The sequence below is a fragment of the Ruegeria sp. F5 genome (assembly GCF_056533845.1).
In genome coordinates this window covers 51790-75806 of sequence record NZ_JBQFOU010000004.1, presented here as the reverse complement: position 1 = coordinate 75806, position 24017 = coordinate 51790, and the positions used below count along the sequence as shown (strand labels likewise).

Below are 24017 nucleotides of genomic sequence, written 5' to 3'. Positions count from 1 at the left end.
ATGCCGAACCCCGACGCCTATATCGCGCTGATCTGCAGCCTGCCGGGGTCCGAGCGGTTGTTTGTCGCCAAGCAACCGCCCCTGTCGCGGATCCGGCTGGATCGCCGCCTGAAAGCTCTGACGCCCGAGGATGCGCAGGTGTTGCGAGTGCTGGAACACACCCTGAGTTGGAGCGCTTATGACATGGACGTCACTGATGCGCAGGCGGTCCAGCGCTGCAAACAGGCGCTGCGGGACATCCCTCAGCCAACGTTGAAGAAAGCTTTTCTGGAGCGGATGGAACTGCGCTCGGTCATTGCTGCCCTGCGCCTGCGGAAACGGGGTGAGGGCGCGCCGCCCGGTCCAATCGGCGTCGGACGCTGGTGTCGCCATATACCAGCGAATTGGGGCGATCCGGGGTTCGGTCTGGAAACGGCCCTGCCATGGGTGAAAGAGGCACAGCAGCTTTTGGACAGCGACGACCCGTTGGGTCTGGAACGCCTGCTATTGTCGGTCAGTCACAAACAACTGAAACGCCACGCCGCGCGCCACATGTTCGATTTCGAAGCCGTGGCGATTTACGTCCTGATCTGGAACATTTTCGACCGATGGGCGCAAAGCAGCGCGCAGGCGGCCGCCACGCGGTTCGAAGCCCTGGCGCAGCAGGCCATGTCCGGCGTCGCCGATATCGATTTTGAGAGAGCAAACGCATGACAGCCCCAACCTCATCCACCCAAACAGCCACGGCCCGCGTCGTCTCGGTGCAGGAGGGGCTGGTGCAGATTCAGGCCAACCCCGACGCCTCGGGCCACCCCGGCCAACTGGTCAAGAATGAGGTTGTCTACATCCTGCCATCCCGCCCAGGCCCGCGCGGACGTCAGGAACGGCTCAAGGCCGAGGTGCTGCGTGTGCGGGGCGACACGGCGGATGTGCAGGTTTACGAAAGCACGGATGGCGTCGCTGTCGGCGACCCGGTCGAGCAATCCGGCCAGTTGCTGTCGGTCGAACTGGGGCCGGGCTTGCTGGGGCAGGTCTTTGACGGGTTGCAGTCACCGCTACCGAAAGTGGCTGCCGAGTTCGGAACCTTCCTGCCGCGCGGCGCAGATGTTGCGCCGCTGGACGATCAGGCCAAGTGGTCCTTTTCGCCAACCGTGAAAGTAGGCGACACGGTCACCGCCGGGGACAGTATCGGCACCGTTCCCGAGGGGCATTTCAGCCACAAGATCATGCTGCCGTTCAATTGGGTGGGCGATTACAAAGTCGTTTGGGTCCAAAAGGGCGCTGCCACGATCCACGATATCGTCGCACGGCTCGAGGATGAGCAAGGCGGCGAGCACACTCTGACCCTGTCGCAGAAATGGCCGGTGCGCCGCCCGCTGCCCGAAAGCATCCTGAAACGCGCCTTGTCCGAGCGGCTCTACCCGACCGAACCCGTGCTGACCTCGCAGCGCCTGATCGACACGTTCTTCCCAATCGCGCGCGGCGGTACGGCTTGCATTCCGGGGCCGTTCGGGGCGGGCAAGACCGTGTTGCAGAACCTGATCGCCCGGAACGCCAAGGTCGATATCGTGATCGTCGTTGCCTGCGGCGAACGCGCCGGTGAGGTGGTCGAAACGATCCACGAATTCCCGAAGATGACCGATCCTTCTACAGGCAGCAGCCTGATGGACCGGACCATCATCATCTGCAACACCTCTTCGATGCCGGTCGCCGCGCGCGAGGCGTCAATCTTCACCGGCATTACCTTGGGCGAATATTACCGCCAGATGGGCTATGACGTGCTGCTGATTGCCGACAGCACCAGCCGCTGGGCACAAGCGATGCGCGAAACCTCGGGCAAGCTCGAGGAAATCCCCGGCGAGGAAGGCTTCCCTGCCTATCTCGAAAGCTCGATCAAGGGGCTGTACGAACGGGCCGGAGCAGTCAAAACCAACGATGGCGATCTGGGTAGCCTGACCCTGATTGGCACGGTTTCACCCGCAGGCGGAAACTTTGACGAGCCGGTCACGCAGTCGACCCTGTCCACGGTGAAATGCTTCCTCGGCCTGTCATCCGAACGCGCCTATAAACGCTTCTATCCAGCCGTTGATCCAATGCTCAGCTGGTCGCGCTATTCGGATCAGTTATCAGCCTGGTACGACAAAAACGCCGAGCCCGGCTGGACTGGGAAAGTGCGCGATCTTCTGGCGCTGATCGAAAAGGGCGAACAGGTCGACCAGATGATGCAGGTCACTGGCGAAGAAGGCGTGACCATCGAGGACTTCGTGACCCAACAAAAGGCGCTGTTCGTCGACATGGTCTACCTGCAGCAGGACGCTTTTGACAAAGTGGATGCAACTGTGCCGCTGGAGCGGCAAAAGATGACCTTCAAACTGGTCTACGACGTCACGCAATCCACCGCGCAATTCACCGACAAGGCCGAGGTTCGTCAGGTTTTCACGCGGTTGACGGGGTTGATGAAGAACTTCCACTATGCGGCGGAAAATACGCCGGAATACAAGTCGATCTGGGGCCAGATCGAAGATCTGTGCCGCAAAAAGTTTGGAGTGTAAGAGAAAATGGCAGCCCGTAGGGGAATCGAACCCCTCTTTCCAGGTTGAAAACCTGGCGTCCTAACCGATAGACGAACGGGCCATTTGGTCCAGACAAGCAAAAGTGGCAGCCCGTAGGGGAATCGAACCCCTCTTTCCAGGTTGAAAACCTGGCGTCCTAACCGATAGACGAACGGGCCACGCTGGCTTGTGGGGGGCCTTGTACGGTTTACCTCAGACCCCCGCAAGCCGAAAAATGCAGGGATGTGAAAGTTTTTTGGCAGGGATAAAATCGGCTCTAGCCTGCCTCGGCGGCGTCTTCCAGCCTTAGTTGCACGCTCTGCCGTCCGCCCCAGGTATTGACCTCGAGCCGTCCCGCAAAATGGAACCGCGCGCCGCCGTGATTGGACAGTTTGTCGCCCATCGGGCCGTCGAACGCGCCAAAGGCGATGGCGTCCAGCCCGCCACCGACCCCGTCAGACAGCGAAAGTTTCAGGTGGGTCTCTCCGACCCGCTTGGCAAAGCGCACCTGCAGGTCGGGCAGGGCATAGCGCGGGGCAGGGGCGCTGGCCCCGAACGGCCCCGCCTTTTCGATCTGTTCGATCAGATCGACCGTGGCCGCGCCGGGCATCAGCGTGCCGTCGAGTTTCAGGTCCGCAGGCCCGCCTTCGCCTGCACCCTGCCTGGCCAATAGCTCGCTCAGCCGTGCCATCGCGGGTTCCAACTGATCGCGCATCACCGTCAGCCCGGCAGCCATCTTGTGGCCGCCGCCCTTGACCAGCAGCCCCTCGGACGCAAGCCGCTGAATCGACGCGCCCAGATCGACGCCGGATATCGACCGGCCCGAGCCTTTGCCCTCATTCCCGTCAAAACCGATGACGATGGCAGGGCGGTTGGCAGTCTCTTTCAACCGCGATGCGACGATGCCGACAACGCCCGGATGCCAGCTTTCGCCCGCAGCCCAGACCAGCGGAGCGTCCAGCCCCCGTTCCTCGGCCTGTTCCAGCGCCGCTGCGCGGACAGCGTTTTCGATATCCCGGCGTTCGGTGTTCAATTCGTCTAGCCGTTGCGACAGCGCCTCGGCCTCACGTTGCGAGTCCGTGCTGAGCAACCGCGCGCCCAGATCGGCTTGACCGATCCGCCCGCCGGCATTGACGCGCGGTCCCAACAGAAACCCCAGATGATAGCTGTTGGGCGCCGAATCCATCCGCGCAACATCCGACAAGGCCACCAGACCGGGCCGCTGCCTTTGCGCCATAACCTTCAGCCCCTGCCGCACAAGCGCCCGATTGGCCCCGATCAGGGGGGCCACGTCCGCAACAGTCGCCAGCGCGACCAGATCCAGAAGCGAGATCAGGTCCGGGCTTTTGACCCCGGCCTCACGCAATTGCCGGCCCGCTTCGACCAGCATCAGGAACACAACGCCAGCCGCACAAAGATAGCCCAGATCGCCACTTTCATCCTGCCGGTTCGGGTTCACGACTGCGACGCAATCCGGCAGGGTTTCCCCGCCCAGATGGTGGTCCAGAACGATAACATCGGCCCCCTTTGCCGACGCAATCGGCTCATGGCTGAGGGTGCCGCAATCCACACAGATGATAAGGTCATGGGTCGCCGCCAACTCCTGCATTGCCGGAACGTTCGGTCCATAGCCCTCGTCAATACGATCGGGCACATACAGCGTCGCCTGCAGCCCCATCTGGCGCAACCAGACCAGCAACAAAGCAGCCGAACTGCCGCCATCCACGTCATAGTCCGCAAACACCGCAATCCTCTGCCGTTCGCGCACGGCATTCAAAAACCGGCTTGCGGCAGTCTCCATGTCTTTCAGGCTGCGCGGATCGGGCAAAAGCTCTTTCAACTTGGGGTCCAGAAAACTCAGCGCCTCCATCGGCGGCACGCCCCGGCGCGCCAGAACCTGACACACAGCGCGCGGCAGATCGGCCTGTTGCGCCAGCATGTCCGCTGCGCGCTCGACCTCGGGCGTGGGGCCAACCCACCGCCGCCCGGTCAGAGACTGTCCAACATCCAAAAACGCCACATCTCACCTCATGCACCAAGGCCGGACCCAATCGGACCCGGCCTCTTCATCTTTTTACAAATACTCTCGCCGAAGGCAGCGGCGCAAGCCGCTAAGCTTCGTTATGCGGCCACATTGGCGTGCGGTAAGACATACGCCGGACCGAGCCCGTCTTGGACCGCATCAGCAATGTCGTCGTCTCAACCCAACCCGGTTCGCGCTTGATGCGCGGCAGCAGCGAGCCTCCGGTCACGCCAGTGGCGGCAAAGATCACATCCGCCGTCACCATCTCATCCCGCGCATAGACGCGGTCCAGATCGGTAATGCCCGCCTTGGCCGCGCGGCCCCGTTCATCATCGTTGCGGAACAGCAGGCGGCCAAAGATTTGCCCGCCCATACATTTCAGGGCCGCGGCAGCCAACACACCCTCGGGCGCACCGCCCTGACCCATATACATGTCGATGCCGGTCTCTTCGCTCTCGGCGCAATGCATGACACCGGCCACATCGCCATCGGTGATCAGACGGATTGAGGCGCCGGTCTCTCGCACCTCGGCGATCATTGCCTCGTGGCGCGGGCGCTCAAGAATGCAAACGGTGATATCGGCGGGTTCGCAGCCTTTCGCCTTGGCCAGCGCTTCGACCCGTTCGCGTGGGCTCATGTCCAGATTGACGATGCCCTCGGGATAGCCCGGGCCAACCGCCAGCTTGTCCATATACACATCCGGCGCATGCAGCATCGAGCCGCGCGGACCCATGGCGATCACGGTCAGCGCGTTGGGCATGTCCTTGGCGGTCAGGGTGGTCCCTTCCAGCGGGTCCAGCGCGATGTCCACGCCGGGGCCTTCACCGGTGCCGACCTCTTCGCCGATATAGAGCATCGGCGCTTCGTCGCGCTCCCCTTCACCGATGACAACGACGCCTGCGATATCCAGCAGGTTCAACTGCTCGCGCATGGCGTTCACGGCAGCCTGATCCGCTGCTTTTTCGTCGCCCCGCCCAACCAGCGAGGCCGAGGCCAGTGCAGCCTGTTCCGCAACCCTTGCCAGCCCCAGTGACAGCAGGCGGTCGTTAAAATCGATCTTGGCAGCACTCATGTTTTGGTATCCTTAGGTCAATACAGCCGTAATGTCCGGCATAGCTTGCGTTTCATGCAGGCCGCAAGCTCAAACCTCTTCAATCCGCAAGGCAACGGGCTCGCCAGCGATGACATCGGTGTCGCGCAGACCCTCCAAAGCGACGTCCAGCGTTGTGCGTGTTGTCTTGTGGGTGACGATCAGCACCGGCGCGGTGCTTTCGGCATGCGCGTACTGGCGCATCCGGTCGATCGAGACACCGGCATCGCCCAGAATTGCGGCCACCTTGGCCAGCGCTCCGGGTTTGTCCAGCAAGGCCAGCCGCAAATAATATGGCGCAGGCAGGCCGGTCACGGCGGGGCGCGCATCCTGCAACGACGTGGCGGGGCGCCCAAAGGTCGGAATGTGCAGCCCACGCGCCAGGTCGCAGACATCGCCCATCACCGCACTGGCGGTCGGGCCTTCGCCTGCACCCGGGCCGCGCAAAACGATCTGATCGACCGCGTCGCCATCCAGCACGACCATATTGGTGCCACCTTCCAGTTGACCCAGAGGCGAGTCACTCGGCACCAGACAGGGCTGCATCCGCTGCTCCAGCCCGCGCGCGGTACGCTGCGCTACGCCCAGCAGTTTGATCCGGTAGCCCATGTCGTCAGCCTGATGGATGTCATCCAGGCTGATCTGCTGGATGCCCTCGATCTCGATCCCGTCGAAATTCGGCTTTGTGCCAAAGGCAATCGAGGACAGCAGCGCCAGTTTATGCGCCGCGTCGATGCCGCCGACATCAAGGTTCGGGTCGGCTTCCAGATAACCAAGCTGGGCGCATTCTTCGAACAGGGCGTTGTAGCCCAACTGCTGCGACTGCATCCGGGTCAGGATGTAGTTACAGGTGCCGTTCATCACGCCCATGACGCGGGTAATGTCATTCCCGGCCAGCCCTTCGGTCAGCGATTTGATGACCGGGATACCGCCTGCCACGGCGGCTTCGAACCGGATCACGCGACCGGCGGCTTCGGCCTTTTCCGCCAGTTCCTGCCCGTGGATCGCCAGCAGCGCCTTGTTGGCCGTAACCACATCCTTGCCACTGGCCAGTGCAGCCTCGACCGAGGCTTTGGCCGGGCCGTTCTCGCCGCCCATCAGTTCGACAAACACGTCAATGTCATGGCGTTTGGCCAGAGCAACCGGGTCGGTTTCCCAGGCATAATCCGACAAGCTGATGCCGCGATCCTTGCTGGCATCGCGCGCAGAGACCGCCACGATTTCGATCGGACGACCGGTCCGTGCCTGCAACAGCTCTGCATGGCGGCGGATGATCCTGACGACACCCACGCCGACCGTTCCCAAGCCCGCAATTCCCAGCCGCAGCGCCTGTGTCATTCCGTGGGTTCCTTTCCGCTCGTAATATTCTGATTTCGGACCCGTTGTCCGTTCAGCGCTGCCTTAGCCGGTTCAGACCAAGGGTGCAATCCGTCAGAGGGCCTTAGGCCCGCGCGATCAGTTGATCTGGGCGTTTTGCAGGGCCTGAGCCTTTTTCGACAGCGCTTCGCTGCGGGCGGTCAGGTCTTCTTCGACCTCGGTGGCCTCGCTGATCGGGTCCACCGGCGGGCCAAGCGTGTCCTGCAGCGGGATAAGGCGCGGGTAGCGGGCCGATTTCACCGAGGCTGGTTCGCTGCCTTCCAGTTCGGGAAAGTCAGCGCAGCCAGCGCAGAGGATTAACAATGCCAGCAGGGGCAGAGGCTTCACGGCAAACCCTTTCGATAGCGGTCTCAGCCCTGTGATGCACGGTTTATCGGAGCGGTTCAAGCAGGGTTCTATTTGAACGATTGTTCAGATACGGTGCGCATATGGCAAGAACGCAAGGATCACATTCCGACATTACCGGCCCGCGCATCCGGAAAGCGGCGCTGGGACTTTTCGCGCGCCATGGTTACGCGGCGGTGTCGATGCGCCAGATCGCAGGTCAGGTCGGCGTTCAGGCCGGGGCGCTTTACAACTACACACCCGACAAGCAAAGCCTGCTGTACCGGCTGATGCGCGAGCATATGAACGAGCTTCTGGCGGCCTATGACGCGTTGGACAAAGACGGCACTGCGCAGGACGCGCTGCGCCGCTTCGTCGGGTTTCACATCCGGTTCCACCTGCAGCGCCCGGATGAGGTTTTCATCGCCTATATGGAACTGCGCAACCTGACGCCCGAGAACTTTGCCGAGATCGAGGACCTGCGTAGGCAATATGAAAACGCGCTGGAAAGCGTCCTGCATGACGGCCAGCAGGCGGGTTTGTTTTCCATCTCGGACACCAAGATCACCGCGCTGGCGGTGATCGCCATGCTGAACGGTGTCATGACTTGGTATCGGGCAGGGGGGAGGTTGTCGCTCGACGAGGTCGAGCAGATTTATTGGGATATGGTGCGCCGTGCGGTAATCGCCTGACCCGAACCGGGTCAGGCGCTAGGTTTAGTGGGCCGGGCGAATGAAGGTCCCGTTGCGCAGTTCCTGAAACGCCTGTTCAAGCTCGGCGCGGGTGTTCATGACAATCGGTCCGTGCCACGCCACAGGCTCGTCAATCGGAGCGCCCGAGATCAGCAGGAACCGCACGCCTTCCGGTCCGGCCTGAACGGTGATTTCATCCCCGGTGCCAAAGCGCACAAGCGTCCGGTCGCCGGACATGTCGCGGATGTTGACCTCTTGCCCCGCGACCTCTTTCTCCAGCAAGATACCGGTGGGCTGCGAGGCGTCGGCAAAGGCGGCCTGCCCCTGAAACACATAGGCAAAGGCGCGCCGGTAGGTGTCGATGCGAAAGGTCTTTTTCACGCCCGCGGGGATCTGGATATCCAGATATTGCGGGTCCGCCGCGATGCCGTCGACCGGTCCGGTTTTGCCCCAGAATTCCCCCACGATGACCCGCACCGTGGTTCCGTCGTCATCCGTGATCTCGGGGATGTCACTGCTTTGCACATCCTGATAGCGCGGGGCCGTCATCTTCTGGTCCGAGGGCAGGTTGCCCCAAAGCTGAAACCCGTGCATCTGGCCCGCGTTGTTCCCATGCGGCATCTCCTGGTGCAGAATGCCCGATCCGGCGGTCATCCATTGCACATCTCCGGCACCCAGCGTGCCGCTGTTGCCCAGCGAATCCGAATGCTCGACCGTTCCGGCCAGCACATAGGTGATCGTCTCGATCCCGCGATGAGGGTGCCACGGGAACCCGGCCTGATAATCGCGCGGGTGTTCGTTCCGGAAATCGTCAAACAGCAGAAACGGGTCAAGTTCCGAGGGGTCCTGAAACCCGAAAGCCCGGTGCAGCTTCACACCTGCGCCTTCCATCGTCGGGACTGATTTCCGGGTTTCCAGTGTAGGTCTTAAGGACATGGTCGCCTCCTGTTCGTTTGAACAGCATGTAACCTCTGCATCCATGCGGTCAATTTGCGGCAAAACACCGGCTCTGTGCAGAAATGTCAAAACCTTCCCGACCTGTTGTCCGCGGCAAAAACCCGCTACATCAGGGCAGAGCAGACAGGAGGCATCAATGCAGGACGAAGTTCTGGCAACAATCCGGGCGTCATCCGCCAGACGGTGGACCGGGGTCGGGTTGTTGATCCTTGTGGGTGCCTCGGTGATCTATGTGGCGTTTGCGTCGCCTCCTGAACCGTTCTGGCAGGCATTTCTGCTTGTCTTTGGCGGCGGCGCCTTCTGGCTGTCGTATCGCATGTGGCAGGTCGCGTTCGACCGCATCGAGCTCACGCGGTCGGAGCTGAGAACGGGGCAGGGGGTTCTGATCGCAAAGGTTCAGGATATCGAGGCGGTTGACCGGGGCTTTTTGGCCTTCAAACCCTCGAACGGGTTTGTGATCCGGACACGCAGCAAACAGGCGACCAGCTGGGCCCCGGGTCTGTGGTGGCGCGTGGGTTACCGGGTTGGCATCGGCGGCATGACAGCCGCCGCCGAAACCAAAATTATGGCTGATGTTCTGTTAGTGAGATTGGCTGAAGGTTAGGTGACTTCACAATCGGGATTGTTGATGTTGGTGTAGCCGCGCGGGTGCGTGAATATGAAGTTCTCCATGGGGAAGGAATTGTCCCCAAAACCCGTTTTGAACGGGCGCGTGTACCAATCCCGGGCCTCGACGAGAATCATGGTGCTGTCATCGGCCATCGTTGGAATGCGATCCAAAATTCCTTGAAAGGTCGCGGTATTCCACTCGGTGAAGTAGACGCCGCGTTCACAGGACCATTCGACCACATGCCCGTCGTCCGGATCCTTGCGAATAAACGAAATGCGCATGGATACGTCCGAACGGGACGCCAGCATGGCCTGCAACAGTTCATACATTGTGTCGATATACTGATTGTTCATCTCGCGGCTTTCACGAGAGACGATATCCGCCAGCGCATATGTCGCCTTTAGATTCCGCGAACTTTGGCGATATCCGTCAAAATACGACAGAGTGGACCACATGCCCCAGAAGAGCAGGGGAAGCATCAGGATCGCCTCGATCGAAACCGCGCCGCCGTCTTCCTTTCGCCAGAGACGAGTGAAGAACCGAGAGATCTTCTTGCGGGGGGAGTGCTTAGTTGGGTTCATGGACAAACACCGACATTGCATGCAATTGATAACGACCATTTTCTTTGTGTTTACGGAGCTGCTGAGAAAGCGTAGAGCCGACGATTAGTGGCTTAACTTCCACGCAAGCCCGAATGATCATTAGTTCGTTCGAAGCGCCCACTTCAAAAATCCTGGCGTCGGGCTCACGTATTTCTTCAGGTGTATCGAGACACAGCGGTTCAAAGGTGAACAGAGCTTCGTTGCCAGCCGCGTTTGGGTCGTCCATTGGGTCAAAGCTTTGCATCTCTACCGAAAGATTGGCGAAGCAATCGGGGATCGCACCTGCCTTCTTGCAGATCTGTTCTTTCAGCAACGTATGCGACCAGGCTGCGGTGGGCGAGGGATCGTATTTCTCGATCTTGTTCATACGAACGTCTTGAATGATTTCGTCCAGAGCCCGTTCCAGGTTGGCATGGTTGTACGAGAGAATCCCGTACTCAACGCCCGAATAGGTACTCATCAGGAAAATCGGAAACCACATCACGAACTCGATGGTCGACGTGCCTTCCTCATTCCGGCGAAAGCGGCGAACTCTTGAGAATAGGCGGTTGATCATTGGGTAAGCCTCAGGCTGCGGATGCTGGACCCGATCGAGGCAAAAACGTCCACGATCTGATCGCCGGTCGCTTCGTAATAGGCGCCGTCGTCACTGCTGCAATCTTTCAGCAGTGATTTACCGGCGTCCGGAGCTTCGAAGGCGATGGTGAAGACAACGATGTTCTTGCTGGCCGCATTGGCGCAGAGCGCGCGTGCCCGAGCGTCCTTGGTGCTGCGCCCAATGTACTCGACCGCATTGTTGTACCAGTTGTCGGCAGTTGTGGTTCCCAGAGATTCTCTGAAAAGGTCGCGAATCGCGCGGTGTGTCGTGCGTTTCCAGACGTCCGGCCATGCCAGAACGGTCGAGTTGATTTCGTTTCCTGCACTGTCCGTTACGAAAATCTGACGGGTGAAGTTGGTGTCAAACGACGTACATTCGTAATCTCCGTTGGCATTCTGACGAAAACCGGTACAGCGTGCTTCAGTGTACGAGTTGGGGCAGTCCGGCTGAGCTCTGACCAGATAGGGGTCAGTACCTTGGTACCCACCGTAGGGGCACTGCTGCCAAACCTCTCGGGCCCAGTAAAATCCGCGACCGCTGTCCCATTCGTAGTTTGGGACATCGTGCCAGTAGTACATCTCTCTGGCGTAGTCATAAGTGGAATAGTTGCCTTCAAGGCGGTGCCACCACAGGTTCGACACGCCCTCACGATAGGGTTCCTTAACCTTGTATTGCGTAGTGTTCGCGCCGTCTGTCATCAGAACGACAACCTTCATCGCGTCATTGCTGGCATAGGTGTTCGGCCGGGTCGCGAATTCTGACGGGATTTCATTGTTCGACGCTAGGTCGGCCGCAACGGGCTGAAAGCTCTGGTCAAGCAGGGTCAGGCCCCATTTCAAACCAAGGTCGATCGAGGTGTTACCCGAAGCCTCGAGGCTGTTGATGAAAGCGTTCAGCGTAGCTGGGTCTTTCTGCAAAACCTCCACTTCACGGCTGGGGCGGATGTCGCAGACTTCGTTGTATACGATGTTGTTTGTCTGGCGGCGGTCATAGGTGTACCACGGCGTGAAATGCAGTGTACGGGGCCGGATCATGTCCAGGTCGAACGTACTGGTGTTGAACTCGTTGCTCGTGAAGTTCAGGCAGTTTGCGTATTCGTTCACGCCGGTGAACGCCGAACCCGGATCTGGTGCTCCTGACATGAAATTGGCTTGCAGGCTGTTCATCAGACTGTCCGACACAGCGACCTGAGTTGCGTAGGGAATGACCGAGATCGACAGCTTGCCATCTTCGGTCTTGTCCGCCATTTCCTGCACGAATTCGGTTGCGGCTTTTTTCAGGTTTGTCAGACGGCTATAGCTGTTCATCGAACCGGAAACGTCCAACACCAGCGAAATCTCGACATCATCGATAGATTCTTCCGCGACACTGTGAACCTGAGCCAGAATTGTGGGGTTTTTCAGACCGTCGGTCTTCCAAATGCCCGCCATGCCCATGAAGTGAGTGGGCACGTCCATTCTTACGATGGCCTCGACCCGGCGATAGCCATCGATCGTCACGGCGGTCGAGCCGCAGACATTCGGCTGCACGTCGACATAAGCGAGGAACTGGTCCAGACCCTCTTTGCTAAGGTAGTCTTTGATAACGTCCTTGGGGCACAGATCCTGATCCAGATCAGCAGCGGCCAGAACCGCCCGGTCCAGGGCATATTGCAATCTGGCGCGCTCGCGGTCGTAGCGCATCACGTCAACGGCAAAACCCGTGACGGTAATTATGATCATCAGAAAGCCCAGCGTCATCGGAGTCATGGCGCCGCTTTCGGGGTTTAGAAAGGAATCCCGAAGCCATCGACGAACGCCAAAATGCTTCCGTTTTTCCAATCCCGATTTCCAAACAAACTTCTTCATAACGTGTCCCTCTGCTGGCCAGACACACCGAACCCAGTTCTTTGCAACTTTAATTTTTTATCGTTCGAACGTGGCGAGAATTGGGCGTCAATGCCACTATGATGCTATTTTTGCATGAAAATCGGCTGCAGTTACTGCTGCCAGGCGGTGTTTGTTTCGACCTGTGGAACAATGCGGCCACTGCTGAAGTCGGGCGACTCGGCACAGGCCGGGAAGGCGGTTCTTTCATATTTTGATGAAAAAAGCAGCAGATGAAGATTGCGGCGACTGGTGAGCGGTGCGACAAGTTGACGTTACGTTTGCCAGTTACCAGTGCGGAGGAATTCATGGACGGTATCAAAGAACCGAGCTTTCGTGAGAGCGTCGATCTGATGTTCAACAGGGCTGCGTCCCTGATGGATCTGCCGCCGGGGCTGGAAGAAAAAATCCGTGTTTGCAATGCCACCTATACGGTTCGGTTCGGGGTGCGTCTGCGAGGCGAGATTCATACGTTCACCGGATATCGCTCGGTCCATTCCGAGCATATGGAGCCCGTGAAAGGCGGAATCCGCTACGCTCTTGCCGTGAACCAGGATGAGGTCGAGGCGCTTGCGGCGCTGATGACATACAAATGCGCACTGGTCGAAACCCCTTTTGGCGGGTCCAAGGGGGACTTGTGCATTGATCCCCGTCAGTACGAAGAGCACGAGATGGAGCAGATCACCCGACGGTTCGCTTATGAGCTTGCCAAACGCGATCTGATCAACCCGTCCCAGAACGTACCCGCCCCGGACATGGGAACCGGCGAGCGCGAGATGGCCTGGATGGCGGATCAATACGCCCGGATGAACACGACGGATATCAACGCGCGCGCCTGTGTCACGGGCAAGCCGCTGAACGCTGGCGGCATCGCCGGGCGGGTCGAGGCCACCGGTCGCGGCATCCAATACGCCCTGCGTGAGTTCTTCCGCCATCCCGAGGACATTGCAAAAGCGGGTCTGACCGGCACGCTGGATGGCAAGCGGGTCGTTGTGCAGGGGCTCGGTAACGTGGGCTATCACGCCGCGAAGTTCCTGTGCGAGGAGGACGGATCACGCATCGTCGGGATCATCGAGTGGGACGGGGCGCTTTATAACCCGGACGGCATAGACGTTGAGGCGGTGCGCCAGTGGATCGTCAAGCACGGCGGCGTCAAGGACTATCCCGATGCGACCCATTCCGCCGCAGGTGCGGATGTTCTGGAAGCCGAGTGCGATATCCTGATCCCGGCCGCTCTGGAGGGGGTCATCAATCTTGAAAATGCCGAGCGCATCAAAGCTCCGCTGATCATTGAGGCCGCGAACGGCCCGGTTACGGCGGGTGCCGATGAAGTCCTGCGCAAGAAGGGCACGGTGATCATTCCGGACATGTATGCCAATGCTGGCGGTGTGACGGTGTCTTATTTTGAGTGGGTTAAGAACCTGAGCCATATCCGCTTTGGCCGGATGCAACGCCGTCAGGAAGAGGCGCGGCACGAGTTGATCGTCAGTGAGTTGGAACGGCTGGACCGCTACCTTGGCGATGCGTGGTCCATGTCGCCGGACTTCAAGGCCAAGTACCTGAAGGGCGCCGATGAGCTGGAGCTGGTGCGCTCGGGCCTGGATGACACGATGCGCATTGCCTACCAGTCGATGCGCGAGGTGTGGCATAGCCGCGACGATGTCGAGGATCTGAGGACGGCGGCTTATATCGTGGCCATTGATCGGGTCTCGAAAAGCTGTCGCGCAAAAGGGCTGTGAAGGATCGAACGGCGGGGCAACCTGTTTGCCCCGCTGCGCAAGCTTTTGGCCGTGCCGACTGATTTGAACGATGGCGGGCCGCCAAAAGCGCGGTTAATCTGCCCGTGACTAAACGATTCCCGGAGAACCCAATGTTGCGTATCGCACTTGCCGCCGCTTTATTCGCCACCCCTTTGGCCGCTGCCGAAACCAAAGAGCAAAGCTGTGGCTACCAGGCGGAAGTTGTCGCTGCGATCCAGAAGGCGCGGCTGGACCGGGTCAAGGAACGCGACGTGGCGCAGGCAATCGCGGATTCGGGGCCGTCGTGGCCCGAGAACTACAACGCAGCCATCCCTTTGATCACCCCGTGGGTCTATGAGCAAAAGATGCGCGACGTGCGTAAAAAGGACCTGGGTGCTGCGTGGCTGGAACTGTGCCTGCAGCAATAATCCACAGGGCCGCGAATTCGCTGTGGACAACCGCGCGCCATCCCCTTGGCGCGCGTTTCGGTTTCTGGCAGGTTTGAACCCATGTCACTGCCCCCCGGATTTCTCGATGAATTGCGCACGCGCCTCAGCCTGTCTCAGGTCGTTGGGCGCAAGGTCATGTGGGATCAGCGCAAGTCCAATCAGGGCAAGGGCGACATGTGGGCACCTTGCCCGTTTCACCATGAAAAGACGGCCTCGTTTCATGTGGATGATCAGAAAGGGTTCTATTACTGCTTCGGCTGCCATGCCAAAGGCGACGCGATCAGCTTCGTGAAAGAGACCGAAAACGTCTCGTTCATCGAAGCAGTTGAGATTCTGGCACGCGAGGCCGGGATGCCGATGCCCGCGCGGGATCCCAAAGCGCAGGAAAAGCAGGACCGCCGTTCGCAATTGGCCGAGGTGATGGAACAGGCAGTGCAGTTCTTCCGGCTGCAGCTCAAGACCGGGGCAGGCGGGCCTGCGCGCGATTACCTGACCCGCCGGGGGCTGGATGCACAGGCGCTTGACCGGTGGGAGATCGGATTTGCCCCCGATGGCTGGCAGGCACTGTGGGATCATCTGCGCGGCAAGAACGTGGCCGAGGATTTGATCCTCGGGGCCGGGTTGGCGAAGCCGTCGAACAAGGGCAAGAAGCCCTATGACACCTTCCGCAACCGGATCATGTACCCGATCCGCGACCCGCGCGGGCGCTGCATTGCGTTCGGTGGGCGGGCGATGGACCCGAATGACAACGCGAAATACCTGAACTCGCCCGAGACCGAGTTGTTCGACAAGGGCCGCAGCCTCTATAACCACGGCCCTGCGCGTCAGGCGGCGGGGAAGGGGAAACCGCTGATCGTGGCCGAGGGCTATATGGACGTGATCGCTCTGGCCGAGGCCGGGTTCGGCGCGTCAGTTGCGCCTTTGGGGACAGCGATCACCGAACATCAGTTGCAATTGCTGTGGCGTATTTCGGACGAGCCCATCATCGCGCTGGATGGCGATATGGCAGGCCTGCGGGCGGCGATGCGTGCCGTCGATCTGGCCCTGCCCCTGCTCGAAGCCGGAAAATCCCTGCGTTTTGCCCTGATGCCCGAGGGCAAAGACCCCGACGACCTGCTGCGCGCCGAAGGGTCGGGGGCGGTGCAGGCGGTGCTGGAAGGCGCGATTCCGATGGTCAAACTGCTGTGGCAGCGCGAGACCAAAGGCAAGGTGTTCGACAGCCCCGAACGCAAGGCGGCGCTGGACAAATCCCTGCGGGACAAGATCAAGCTGATCCGTGATCCCTCGATCCGGTCGCACTATGGGCAGGAAATCAAGGACCTGCGCTGGCAATTGTTTCGCCCGCAGCGACAGTCGCAGAATCGCCCGTGGCAGCCGCGCGGGAAATGGCAGCCGCAGGCTCAGCCCGCGACGCCGGGCGCGCGGGCCTCGTTTCTGGCCTCGGCCGAGAATGCCGATATTCAACTGCGCGAGGCCGCCATTCTGGCCATCGCCATCCTGAACCCGCAGGTCGTGGTGCAGTTCGAAAACCAGTTGGAGGAGATGGATTGCCACGATCCAGATCACGCCGCCCTGCGCGGGGCGATCCTGCGGCATGCGATTGACGATCCCGATAACCTGCAAGACCACATCGTTCAAACTTTGGGCCCTCAACCCCTTGAAAACCTGCTGGCCCTTCGCCATGTCGCTGTGATCCCCTGCGTGTACAAACCGGGCGACGTTGAAAAGGCCGAAATGACGCTGGCCGAGGAACTCGCAAAGATCAAAGCGCTCCGGGGGTTGGATGCTGAAATTGCCGAAGCTGCAGAGGAACTGTCCGATCTGGCTGATGAGGCGCTGACGTATCGGCTGGCGCAGGCCGCCGAAGAGCGCAACAGAACTAGCCGCAGCCAGAATGAGGACAGGGCCGTTTTCGACATCGCCGACAACGGCGCGCGAATCAACCGCGACGAGAAAGATGCGTTCGAGGCAATTACATCCGGTATCAAATTCGAGCGGAAACGCCGGTAAACTGGTGTTTTCATAAGGCACTTGAAAAGAAAAACGGGTAAACGGGTGGCCGAATCACTTTCACGCGCTAATGATTCGGCTCTAACGAATCACCCATCCCTGCAGGAGCATTGAATGGCCGCCAAGGATACGAACGAAGACCGCAAATCCGACGAGCAGGAACAGGAAATCTCGCTGGATATGAGCCAGGCCCAGGTCAAGAAGATGATCGCCGAGGCCCGCGAGAAAGGCTACATCACATACGACCAGCTCAATCAGGTCCTGCCGCCGGATCAGGTCAGCTCGGAACAGATCGAAGACGTTATGTCGATGCTGTCCGAGATGGGCATCAATATCATCGAAGATGAAGAGGCCGAAGAGGAAGAGAACAAGGGCTCGACCGAACTGACCACCACCGAAAGCAACCGCGAGGTTGCGCTGGCCGGTGCCGCGACCGAAAAACTGGACCGCACTGACGACCCCGTCCGCATGTATCTGCGCGAGATGGGCAGCGTTGAACTGCTGAGCCGCGAGGGCGAGATTGCCATCGCCAAGCGGATCGAAGCGGGCCGGAATACGATGATTGCCGGTCTGTGCGAAAGCCCGCTGACCTTCCAGGCGATCACCATCTGGCATGACGAACTCTTGTCCGAGGATATTCTGCTGCGGGATGTCATCGATCTGGAAACCACCTTTGGCAACCAGATGGACGAGGACGGCGATGTTTCCGAGCCCGTTGTCGACACCTCGGCGGTGCAGGCGGCGAAGCCTGCCAAGGATGAGGGGCCGGAACTGGACGCGGACGGTAACCCGATTGCCAGCGACGATGATGACGATGACGACGATCAGGCCAACATGTCTCTGGCCGCGATGGAAGCAGCGCTCAAGGATCAGGTTCTGACCACGCTGGAGCGCATTTCCAGCGACTTCTCGATGCTTTCCGAAATGCAGGACAGCCGGATTTCGGCAACCCTGAATGAGGATGGTTCGTTCAGCGAGAAGGACGAGGAGACCTATCAGAAACTGCGCGCTGAAATCGTTGAACTGGTGAATGGCCTTCACCTGCACAACAACCGGATCGAGGCGCTGATCGACCAGCTTTATGGCATCAACCGCCGCGTCATGTCGCTGGACAGCGCGATGGTGAAACTGGCCGATCAGGCCCGCATCAACCGTCGCGAATTCATCGACGCCTATCGCGGCCGCGAACTGGACCCGAACTGGCTGGCCGAGATGGCGGAAAAGCCGGGCCGGGGCTGGCAGATGTTCATCGAACGCTCGACCGACAAGGTTGAGGAGCTGCGCAACGATATGGCTCAGGTCGGTCAGTATGTCGGTCTGGATATCTCTGAATTCCGCCGCATCGTGCAGCAGGTTCAGAAGGGCGAGAAAGAGGCGCGGCAGGCCAAGAAGGAAATGGTCGAGGCCAACCTGCGTCTGGTGATCTCAATCGCCAAGAAGTACACGAACCGTGGCCTGCAATTCCTTGATCTTATTCAGGAAGGTAACATCGGCCTGATGAAGGCGGTGGACAAGTTCGAATACCGCCGGGGCTACAAGTTCTCGACCTATGCGACCTGGTGGATCCGTCAGGCGATCACACGTTCGATTGCGGATCAGGCGCGGACCATTCGAATTCCGGTGCACATGATCGAGACGATCAACAAGCTGGTCCGGACCGGTCGCCAGATGCTGCACGAAATCGGCCGCGAGCCGACGCCGGAGGAACTGGCCGAAAAGTTGCAGATGCCGCTTGAGAAAGTGCGCAAGGTGATGAAGATCGCCAAAGAGCCAATCAGCCTTGAGACGCCGATTGGCGACGAGGAAGACAGCCAGTTGGGTGATTTCATCGAGGACAAGAATGCCGTGCTGCCGCTGGACAGCGCCATTCAGGAAAACCTCAAGGAAACCACGACCCGGGTTCTGGCCTCGCTCACCCCGCGCGAGGAACGGGTTCTGCGGATGCGGTTCGGCATCGGCATGAACACCGACCATACGCTGGAAGAGGTCGGACAGCAGTTCAGCGTGACCCGCGAACGTATCCGCCAGATCGAAGCAAAGGCGCTTCGCAAGCTGAAGCACCCCAGCAGGTCGCGTAAACTGCGGTCCTTCCTGGATCAGTAAGGATCAAGGCGCCTCTGACCGAGGCGCCTTTTTTCTTTGAAGCCGATCACAATGGCCGGTTCGCCCATCAAATTGGCGGGAACTCACAAAGATCACGCACGCGCCGTCTCTATATCCGCCTTGTCCACTCATGGGACGGGCCGGGGCGAGGCGGCAGCGCTGATGACCCCCGGTCTCACACCCGTATCGGATGCTCCACCCGCGTTTTGAATCGGCCCGGCGTTTGGCCCGTCCATCGTTTGAAGGCGGTCGAAAACGCCGCTTGATCCGCATAGCCAAGTGAATAAGAAACCTCGGACAGAGGCATGCCGTTCGACACAAAAGTCTGCGCCAGATCGCAGCGCAGGTCCGAGACGATCTCGCGATAGCTGGTGCCTTCGACCTTTAATCGGCGGGCAAAGGTTCTGGGGCTCATCCCCAGATTTGCAGCGGCCTCTTCCGCCTGAATGATCGTGCCGGGCAGGGACCGTGTGATCAGCCCTTCGACCTGAGCGCGCAGTTTCTGGTCGGTCGTGCGTTTCTCGGCCAGAACCCGTTCGCCATATTCCACAAGATGCGCGCGCAGCTTGGGATCGTAGGTGGGAACAGGCAGGTCAAGCGAGGATAGGGACAGGATGATCTCCATCTTTTCCGCCCCAAACATCACCGGGAAGCCCGACAGTTTGCGGAAACTGGCCGCATGCGCCCCGACCTCGTGTTGAAACCGCATCTCGATCGGGAAAAAGTCCACCTGAGTCAGATTGCGCATGCGCGCCAGGGCGGCAAACAGCAGGAATTCGGTGCGCCGGTGATAGCGGGCATAGCTGGCGTCTTTCCATTCGGCCTCGAACGAGGCGAAATTCCCCGCATAGCGCAGGCTGAACACGACAGCCGGATCAATGATGCCATGAAAGCGCGAGGTGTTTTCGATCACCTGTTTCAGATCGCGCGAGTATTTACTGATATAAGCCGTCAGGCTCGAGGCAGAGGTGACAGCCAGACCGGTTCGCGCGCCAAAGGTGATGTCGTTCACCGCATCGCAGGCGTAGCGCACGAACAGAGCCTCTTTCTGCGCGCTGCAGACCGAGGCCGATTGCGCGATGTCATCAGGCGAAAGCCCGGTCTGGGCCAGAACGCGCCGCGACACAGCAGCATCGCCAGTATGGTCGTCAAGCGATTGGATCAGGCGATGAATGCGCGCGATATCAACGTCCATGGATGCCTTTCCGATCAGGTGCCCGTGCTGTTTTGTCAGAATATCACAAAAACTTGTCCAATGACAAAAAGCACTTGTCGGCCCACGCATTAGGTTTCCTGCGTCGGGTAGGCACCTTTTTGGGGATGGGGTCAGAGCCTCGGAGCGCGCATTCAGAACGCGCCCGAGGTTCCCCGGCGCATCCATCGGCCCTTCTTGTCGCATTGGCGGTTAAACACTCGCATGACACTATCGCGCCAGGGTGTGACCAAAGGCGCGGGCGCCATGCAGAGTGTTCAAAATCAAGAACTTTTCAACCTTCCCGATCTGATCGTCTTTGACGGAGAATGCGTGCTGTGCTCGGGCTTTTTCCGGTTCATGCTGAAACACGACCGCGCAGGACGGTTTCAATTTGCGACGGCGCAGTCGCCTTTGGGGCAAAGCCTGTACCGCGACCTTGGGCTGCCGACCGATGATTTCGAAACCAATCTGGTTATCGTGGACGGGCAGGTTCACCAGAAGCTGGACGCATTCGCCGCTGCCGTGTGCCGCTTGCCCGGCGCGTGGTCGGCTCTGGCGGTATGCAGGTACCTGCCGCGCGTGGTGAAGGATCCTATGTACCATCTGATCGCGCGGAACCGATATGCGATATTCGGACGAAGCCCGACATGTCTTGTACCAACCCCAGCGCTGCGCGACCGGTTCGCGCCGCAAGGGTTCTGAGGAATGGACCCATTCCTACAGGCACTGCCCATTGCCGCTGAGTTGCCTGCTGCGGTGCAGCACCTGCACAGTTCCACCGGGGTCTATGCGGGGCGCTGCCAAATCGAACGGGGTAAGGGTTGGCTTGTTGCGCTGGCCCTGCGATTGGGGCGGTTTCCCCCGGGCGGGGCGGACGTGCCGGTCACGGTCAGGATCAGCGACACAAAACAGGGCCGGATTTGGGAGCGTGACTTTGGCGGGCACAAGACCCGATCCTGCCTGACCTATGACCACCGCACCGGATGCGTGCGCGAGGATTTCGGGCGAATGATCCTCTGGCTGAAACCCGAACTCAGTAAGACCGGTCTAAAGATCGGTATCAGCAGGTTGACCATATTCGGCATACCGATCCCCGCGTTTTTGCTGCCCTTGTCCTCGACTGTCGAGTGGCAGGATGAGCAGGGCCGATTCAGGTTCGATGTCTCTGCAGACGCGCCGGGGCTTGGTTTTCTGATCCGCTATCAGGGCTGGCTCACGCCTGTTCACGCGGGGGCCCGTGCTGACTGAATTCATCGTGAAGCGGCTTTGTCTGATCGCGCGACAAACTAAATCAAGACCTGTCTCAGAACAGGAGAGAGTACGGTTATGAAACAGGTTTTGACTTACGCAGTTCTTGCCGCAGCAACATTAAGCGCATCGGCGTCGTCCGCCACTTTCGCACGGTTCAGTTATCAGACAGCGGCGGTGAACAACTCGGTGTTCGAAGTGATCCCGCGCGGGCGCGATGATGTAGACGGGTATTGGTGTGCCGCATCGGATTATGCCCGCCGAACACTGGGGGCCGGGTGGCAGCAACCGATCTATGTGGTGCGCGGTTACGGACCAAGCGAGGCGACCGGGCGCAGAACCGCAGTTCAGTTTTCGCTGCAGAAACCAAGCGGTGTCACACCACCTCAGTCCGGCATCGTTACAAGCAGCTTCGTTCCGGGTACAAGTGTGTCGGTGCAGGGGGCGAATGCCAGATGCAGCGTTAACATTCTGAATGACTGACACACTGACGAACCGGGATGAATGCAGACCGAATTTACCATCCGGACACAAGGGCCGGGCCTTTATGAGTTCACGTCCGAGGTGCACCGCTGGCTGAGGCAGGCAGCGGGGGACGGGGTGTTGACGCTGTTTGTGCGCCACACTTCTTGTTCCCTGCTGATACAGGAAAACGCGGACCCTGAAGTGCAGACCGATTTGCGCGCCTTTTTCGAAAGGCTCGTTCCCCCGTCGGATCATCCCAGCATGGCGTATTTGCGCCACACCTATGAAGGGCCCGACGATATGCCTGCGCATATCAAGGCGGCCCTTCTACCTGTTTCGCTGACCATTCCAGTCTCGCAGGGGCGACCGGTTCTGGGCACGTGGCAGGGGATTTACCTGTTCGAACATCGCTCGGCCCCGCATCAGCGCCGTGTCGCGGCCCATCTGAGCTGACCCATTATTTAGCGGCTGAAAATTCCGACTACCCAAACTCTAGCGGCTGCCCTATAGTTGTGGATAAGTAAGCCAAAGCGCTTACAAAAAGAGGCCGAACAAGGGACGAGGAGACGGCGGATGCGCTGCCCGTTTTGCGGAAACATCGACACTCAGGTCAAGGATTCACGCCCGGCAGAGGATCACGTTGCGATCCGCAGGCGCCGGTTTTGCCCCGCTTGCGGGGGCCGGTTCACCACCTATGAACGGGTGCAGCTGCGCGATCTGGTTGTTATCAAAACCAACGGAAAACGCGAGGATTTCGACCGGGACAAGCTGGAACGGTCCATTCGCATATCGATGCAGAAACGTCCCATTGATCCGGACCGGATCGATCAGATGATCTCGGGCATCGTGCGCCGTCTGGAAAGCATGGGCGACACGGATATACCGTCCAACAAGATCGGTGAGATCGTCATGGAAGCTCTGGCGCGGATCGATACCGTCGCCTATGTTCGCTTTGCGAGTGTGTACAAGAATTTCCAGGCGGCCGATGATTTCGAGGAGTTTGTCCACGAACTGCGCCCGCCGCAGCCTTCGACGGACGAGTGAGCGAAACAGATAAGCGATATATGGCGCTGGCCCTGTCCCTGGGGCGGCGCGGACAAGGCGTGTGCTGGCCCAACCCAGCGGTGGGCTGCGTCGTCGTCAAGGAGCGGCGGATCGTAGGTCGGGGCTGGACCCAACCCGGTGGCCGACCGCACGCCGAGGCTGTGGCTTTGGCGCAGGCCGGGCAGGCGGCGCGGGGCGCTACGGCTTATGTCTCGCTGGAACCCTGCGCGCATCACGGTAAAACGCCCCCCTGTGCCGAAGCGCTGATCGCTGCGGGCGTGGCGCGTGTCGTATCAGCTATCGAGGACAGCGACCCGCGTGTGGCGGGGCAAGGATTTGCCATGCTGCGCGAGGCTGGCATTGAGGTCGAAACCGGCGTTCTGGCGGATCAGGCAGCGCAGGATCACGCCGGGTTCTTTCTGAAAACCGAACAGGGGCGTCCTTTCGTGACGCTGAAACTGGCCAGCAGTTTCGATGGCCGCATCGCCACGTCGACCGGGCACAGCCAATGGATCACGGGCCCAGAGGCGCGGCGTTTCGTGCACGCGATGCGGGCGCGCCACGATGCGGTGATGGTGGGCGCAGGCACCGCGCGGGCAGATGATCCGTCGCTGACCGTGCGGGATCTGGGCATTGCGCAGCAGCCCGTGCGGGTTGTGGTGTCGCGTCATATGGACATTCCGTTGATGGGGCAACTTGCGCGCACCGCGTCAAAAACGCCGGTCTGGCTGTGCCACGGCCCCCATCCCGACGCCGAACGCGCCCGCGCGTGGGAGGGGTTGGGCGCTCGTCTGCTGCCCTGCGCCCTGCGGGATCACCATATCGACGCAGCAGATTTGTTGCAGCAACTGGGGCAGGCCGGACTGACGCGCGTGTTCTGCGAGGGCGGGGCCGCCTTGGCCGCGTCCCTGTTGGCGGACGATCTGGTGGATGAGCTTGTGGGCTTCACCGCCGGTCTGACCATCGGGGCCGAGGGGCTTTCGGCCATTGGGTCGCTGGGGTTCGAAAAACTGGACGAAGCCCCGCGCTTCGAACTGGTCGAAACGACGGCAATTGGTGGCGACGTGATGCATCGCTGGAGACGCATGAGTTAGC

23 protein-coding genes and 2 tRNA genes are annotated in these 24017 nt (G+C 60.0%); 14 read left to right on the top strand and 11 right to left on the bottom strand.

The features are described from left to right. Positions 1-693 carry a hypothetical protein gene (locus tag ACR0K1_RS07655; RefSeq protein WP_480849639.1) on the top strand — a complete coding sequence of 231 codons (693 nt, stop codon included), beginning with the start codon at positions 1-3 and terminating at the stop codon, positions 691-693. Beyond that, the gene (locus ACR0K1_RS07650; protein WP_480849637.1) at positions 690-2531 is read left to right on the top strand and encodes a V-type ATP synthase subunit A; all 1842 of its coding nucleotides are present in this window, start codon (positions 690-692) and stop codon (positions 2529-2531) included. The genes ACR0K1_RS07655 and ACR0K1_RS07650 overlap by 4 nt, the downstream gene beginning before the upstream one ends. A 7-nt stretch (positions 2532-2538) precedes the next feature. Here ACR0K1_RS07650 and ACR0K1_RS07645 read toward each other — a convergent pair. The 6 genes from ACR0K1_RS07645 to ACR0K1_RS07620 form a co-directional block, all read right to left on the bottom strand. Further along, a tRNA-Glu gene (locus tag ACR0K1_RS07645) sits at positions 2539-2613 on the bottom strand. Between the two features lie 22 nt (positions 2614-2635). Next, positions 2636-2710 (bottom strand) — tRNA-Glu (locus ACR0K1_RS07640). 98 nt (positions 2711-2808) lie between these two features. Then, positions 2809-4551 (bottom strand): single-stranded-DNA-specific exonuclease RecJ, encoded by a 1743-nt coding sequence (gene recJ / locus ACR0K1_RS07635; RefSeq protein ID WP_480849635.1) that lies wholly within the window; start codon positions 4549-4551, stop codon positions 2809-2811. Between the two features lie 91 nt (positions 4552-4642). Continuing rightward, complete coding sequence (gene glpX / locus ACR0K1_RS07630) at positions 4643-5626, bottom strand: class II fructose-bisphosphatase (protein WP_480849633.1); 984 nt, start codon at positions 5624-5626, stop codon at positions 4643-4645. Between the two features lie 69 nt (positions 5627-5695). Beyond that, a complete protein-coding gene (locus tag ACR0K1_RS07625; protein WP_480849631.1) occupies positions 5696-6982 on the bottom strand; it encodes a homoserine dehydrogenase in 1287 nt (428 codons plus the stop codon). A gap of 117 nt (positions 6983-7099) precedes the next feature. Then, complete coding sequence (locus ACR0K1_RS07620) at positions 7100-7348, bottom strand: hypothetical protein (protein ID WP_480609986.1); 249 nt, start codon at positions 7346-7348, stop codon at positions 7100-7102. A gap of 101 nt (positions 7349-7449) precedes the next feature. Between ACR0K1_RS07620 and ACR0K1_RS07615 the strand changes: the two genes are divergently transcribed. Then, positions 7450-8037, top strand: a complete 588-nt coding sequence (locus ACR0K1_RS07615; protein ID WP_480849629.1) for a TetR/AcrR family transcriptional regulator — start codon at positions 7450-7452, stop codon at positions 8035-8037. A 24-nt stretch (positions 8038-8061) separates the two neighbouring features. Here the strand turns inward: ACR0K1_RS07615 and ACR0K1_RS07610 are convergent, their stop codons facing one another. Further along, entirely contained in the window at positions 8062-8973 is a 912-nt protein-coding gene (locus tag ACR0K1_RS07610) for a pirin family protein (RefSeq protein WP_480849627.1), read from the bottom strand. 157 nt (positions 8974-9130) lie between these two features. On the opposite strand from ACR0K1_RS07610, the gene ACR0K1_RS07605 reads away from it, so the two are divergent. Next, the gene (locus ACR0K1_RS07605) at positions 9131-9598 is read left to right on the top strand and encodes a hypothetical protein (RefSeq protein ID WP_480849625.1); all 468 of its coding nucleotides are present in this window, start codon (positions 9131-9133) and stop codon (positions 9596-9598) included. On the opposite strand, the gene ACR0K1_RS07600 is transcribed toward ACR0K1_RS07605, so the two are convergent. The 3 genes from ACR0K1_RS07600 to ACR0K1_RS07590 are packed head-to-tail and all read right to left on the bottom strand — an operon-like array spanning position 9595 to position 12552. Continuing rightward, on the bottom strand, positions 9595-10191 hold the full coding sequence (locus ACR0K1_RS07600) for a TadE/TadG family type IV pilus assembly protein (protein WP_480849623.1): 597 nt from the start codon (positions 10189-10191) through the stop codon (positions 9595-9597). The two genes, ACR0K1_RS07605 and ACR0K1_RS07600, sit on opposite strands and share 4 nt — an antisense overlap. Beyond that, on the bottom strand, positions 10172-10762 hold the full coding sequence (locus ACR0K1_RS07595; RefSeq protein WP_480849621.1) for a TadE/TadG family type IV pilus assembly protein: 591 nt from the start codon (positions 10760-10762) through the stop codon (positions 10172-10174). The genes ACR0K1_RS07600 and ACR0K1_RS07595 overlap by 20 nt, the downstream gene beginning before the upstream one ends. Beyond that, complete coding sequence (locus ACR0K1_RS07590) at positions 10759-12552, bottom strand: pilus assembly protein TadG-related protein (RefSeq protein WP_480849619.1); 1794 nt, start codon at positions 12550-12552, stop codon at positions 10759-10761. The genes ACR0K1_RS07595 and ACR0K1_RS07590 overlap by 4 nt, the downstream gene beginning before the upstream one ends. 425 nt (positions 12553-12977) lie before the next feature. Here ACR0K1_RS07590 and ACR0K1_RS07585 point away from each other — a divergent pair, with 425 nt between their 5' ends. The 4 genes from ACR0K1_RS07585 (at position 12978) to rpoD (ending at position 18970) form a co-directional block, all read left to right on the top strand. Further along, positions 12978-14408 carry a Glu/Leu/Phe/Val family dehydrogenase gene (locus ACR0K1_RS07585; protein WP_480849617.1) on the top strand — a complete coding sequence of 477 codons (1431 nt, stop codon included), beginning with the start codon at positions 12978-12980 and terminating at the stop codon, positions 14406-14408. A gap of 131 nt (positions 14409-14539) precedes the next feature. After that, entirely contained in the window at positions 14540-14836 is a 297-nt protein-coding gene (locus ACR0K1_RS07580; protein ID WP_480609995.1) for a hypothetical protein, read from the top strand. A gap of 81 nt (positions 14837-14917) precedes the next feature. Beyond that, a complete protein-coding gene (gene dnaG, locus ACR0K1_RS07575; RefSeq protein WP_480849614.1) occupies positions 14918-16867 on the top strand; it encodes a DNA primase in 1950 nt (649 codons plus the stop codon). Between the two features lie 114 nt (positions 16868-16981). After that, the gene (rpoD, locus tag ACR0K1_RS07570; RefSeq protein ID WP_480609998.1) at positions 16982-18970 is read left to right on the top strand and encodes an RNA polymerase sigma factor RpoD; all 1989 of its coding nucleotides are present in this window, start codon (positions 16982-16984) and stop codon (positions 18968-18970) included. Positions 18971-19145: 175 nt separating this feature from the next. Here rpoD and ACR0K1_RS07565 read toward each other — a convergent pair whose 3' ends face one another. After that, a complete protein-coding gene (locus ACR0K1_RS07565; RefSeq protein WP_480849612.1) occupies positions 19146-20165 on the bottom strand; it encodes a helix-turn-helix domain-containing protein in 1020 nt (339 codons plus the stop codon). 222 nt (positions 20166-20387) lie between these two features. Here ACR0K1_RS07565 and ACR0K1_RS07560 point away from each other — a divergent pair, with 222 nt between their 5' ends. From ACR0K1_RS07560 to ribD, 6 genes are all read left to right on the top strand, one after another. Then, positions 20388-20867, top strand: a complete 480-nt coding sequence (locus tag ACR0K1_RS07560) for a thiol-disulfide oxidoreductase DCC family protein (RefSeq protein ID WP_480849610.1) — start codon at positions 20388-20390, stop codon at positions 20865-20867. A gap of 3 nt (positions 20868-20870) precedes the next feature. Continuing rightward, positions 20871-21413: a DUF4166 domain-containing protein gene (locus ACR0K1_RS07555; RefSeq protein ID WP_480849608.1), complete on the top strand. Its 543-nt coding sequence runs from the start codon at positions 20871-20873 to the stop codon at positions 21411-21413. A 78-nt stretch (positions 21414-21491) separates the two neighbouring features. Further along, positions 21492-21896 carry a hypothetical protein gene (locus tag ACR0K1_RS07550; RefSeq protein WP_480849606.1) on the top strand — a complete coding sequence of 135 codons (405 nt, stop codon included), beginning with the start codon at positions 21492-21494 and terminating at the stop codon, positions 21894-21896. Positions 21897-21917: 21 nt separating this feature from the next. Then, positions 21918-22331, top strand: coding sequence for a secondary thiamine-phosphate synthase enzyme YjbQ (locus ACR0K1_RS07545; protein WP_480849604.1), 414 nt, complete (start codon positions 21918-21920; stop codon positions 22329-22331). Between the two features lie 120 nt (positions 22332-22451). Then, the gene (nrdR, locus tag ACR0K1_RS07540; protein WP_039525240.1) at positions 22452-22922 is read left to right on the top strand and encodes a transcriptional regulator NrdR; all 471 of its coding nucleotides are present in this window, start codon (positions 22452-22454) and stop codon (positions 22920-22922) included. Beyond that, on the top strand, positions 22919-24016 hold the full coding sequence (ribD, locus tag ACR0K1_RS07535; protein ID WP_480849602.1) for a bifunctional diaminohydroxyphosphoribosylaminopyrimidine deaminase/5-amino-6-(5-phosphoribosylamino)uracil reductase RibD: 1098 nt from the start codon (positions 22919-22921) through the stop codon (positions 24014-24016). The genes nrdR and ribD overlap by 4 nt, the downstream gene beginning before the upstream one ends. Position 24017: the final 1 nt, after the last annotated feature.

Excerpts from the sequence above, each read along its gene's own strand:
- ACR0K1_RS07655 (WP_480849639.1), top strand. The coding sequence starts at position 1 with ATGCCGAACCCCGACGCCTATATCGCGCTGATCTGCAGCCTGCCGGGG.
- ACR0K1_RS07650 (WP_480849637.1), top strand. The coding sequence starts at position 690 with ATGACAGCCCCAACCTCATCCACCCAAACAGCCACGGCCCGCGTCGTC.
- glpX (WP_480849633.1), bottom strand. The coding sequence starts at position 5,626 with ATGAGTGCTGCCAAGATCGATTTTAACGACCGCCTGCTGTCACTGGGG.
- ACR0K1_RS07625 (WP_480849631.1), bottom strand. The coding sequence starts at position 6,982 with ATGACACAGGCGCTGCGGCTGGGAATTGCGGGCTTGGGAACGGTCGGC.
- ACR0K1_RS07615 (WP_480849629.1), top strand. The coding sequence starts at position 7,450 with ATGGCAAGAACGCAAGGATCACATTCCGACATTACCGGCCCGCGCATC.
- ACR0K1_RS07610 (WP_480849627.1), bottom strand. The coding sequence starts at position 8,973 with ATGTCCTTAAGACCTACACTGGAAACCCGGAAATCAGTCCCGACGATG.
- ACR0K1_RS07605 (WP_480849625.1), top strand. The coding sequence starts at position 9,131 with ATGCAGGACGAAGTTCTGGCAACAATCCGGGCGTCATCCGCCAGACGG.
- ACR0K1_RS07595 (WP_480849621.1), bottom strand. The coding sequence starts at position 10,762 with ATGATCAACCGCCTATTCTCAAGAGTTCGCCGCTTTCGCCGGAATGAG.
- ACR0K1_RS07590 (WP_480849619.1), bottom strand. The coding sequence starts at position 12,552 with ATGACTCCGATGACGCTGGGCTTTCTGATGATCATAATTACCGTCACG.
- ACR0K1_RS07585 (WP_480849617.1), top strand. The coding sequence starts at position 12,978 with ATGGACGGTATCAAAGAACCGAGCTTTCGTGAGAGCGTCGATCTGATG.
- ACR0K1_RS07580 (WP_480609995.1), top strand. The coding sequence starts at position 14,540 with ATGTTGCGTATCGCACTTGCCGCCGCTTTATTCGCCACCCCTTTGGCC.
- dnaG (WP_480849614.1), top strand. The coding sequence starts at position 14,918 with ATGTCACTGCCCCCCGGATTTCTCGATGAATTGCGCACGCGCCTCAGC.
- rpoD (WP_480609998.1), top strand. The coding sequence starts at position 16,982 with ATGGCCGCCAAGGATACGAACGAAGACCGCAAATCCGACGAGCAGGAA.
- ACR0K1_RS07565 (WP_480849612.1), bottom strand. The coding sequence starts at position 20,165 with ATGGACGTTGATATCGCGCGCATTCATCGCCTGATCCAATCGCTTGAC.
- ACR0K1_RS07560 (WP_480849610.1), top strand. The coding sequence starts at position 20,388 with ATGACACTATCGCGCCAGGGTGTGACCAAAGGCGCGGGCGCCATGCAG.
- ACR0K1_RS07555 (WP_480849608.1), top strand. The coding sequence starts at position 20,871 with ATGGACCCATTCCTACAGGCACTGCCCATTGCCGCTGAGTTGCCTGCT.
- ACR0K1_RS07550 (WP_480849606.1), top strand. The coding sequence starts at position 21,492 with ATGAAACAGGTTTTGACTTACGCAGTTCTTGCCGCAGCAACATTAAGC.
- ACR0K1_RS07545 (WP_480849604.1), top strand. The coding sequence starts at position 21,918 with ATGCAGACCGAATTTACCATCCGGACACAAGGGCCGGGCCTTTATGAG.
- nrdR (WP_039525240.1), top strand. The coding sequence starts at position 22,452 with ATGCGCTGCCCGTTTTGCGGAAACATCGACACTCAGGTCAAGGATTCA.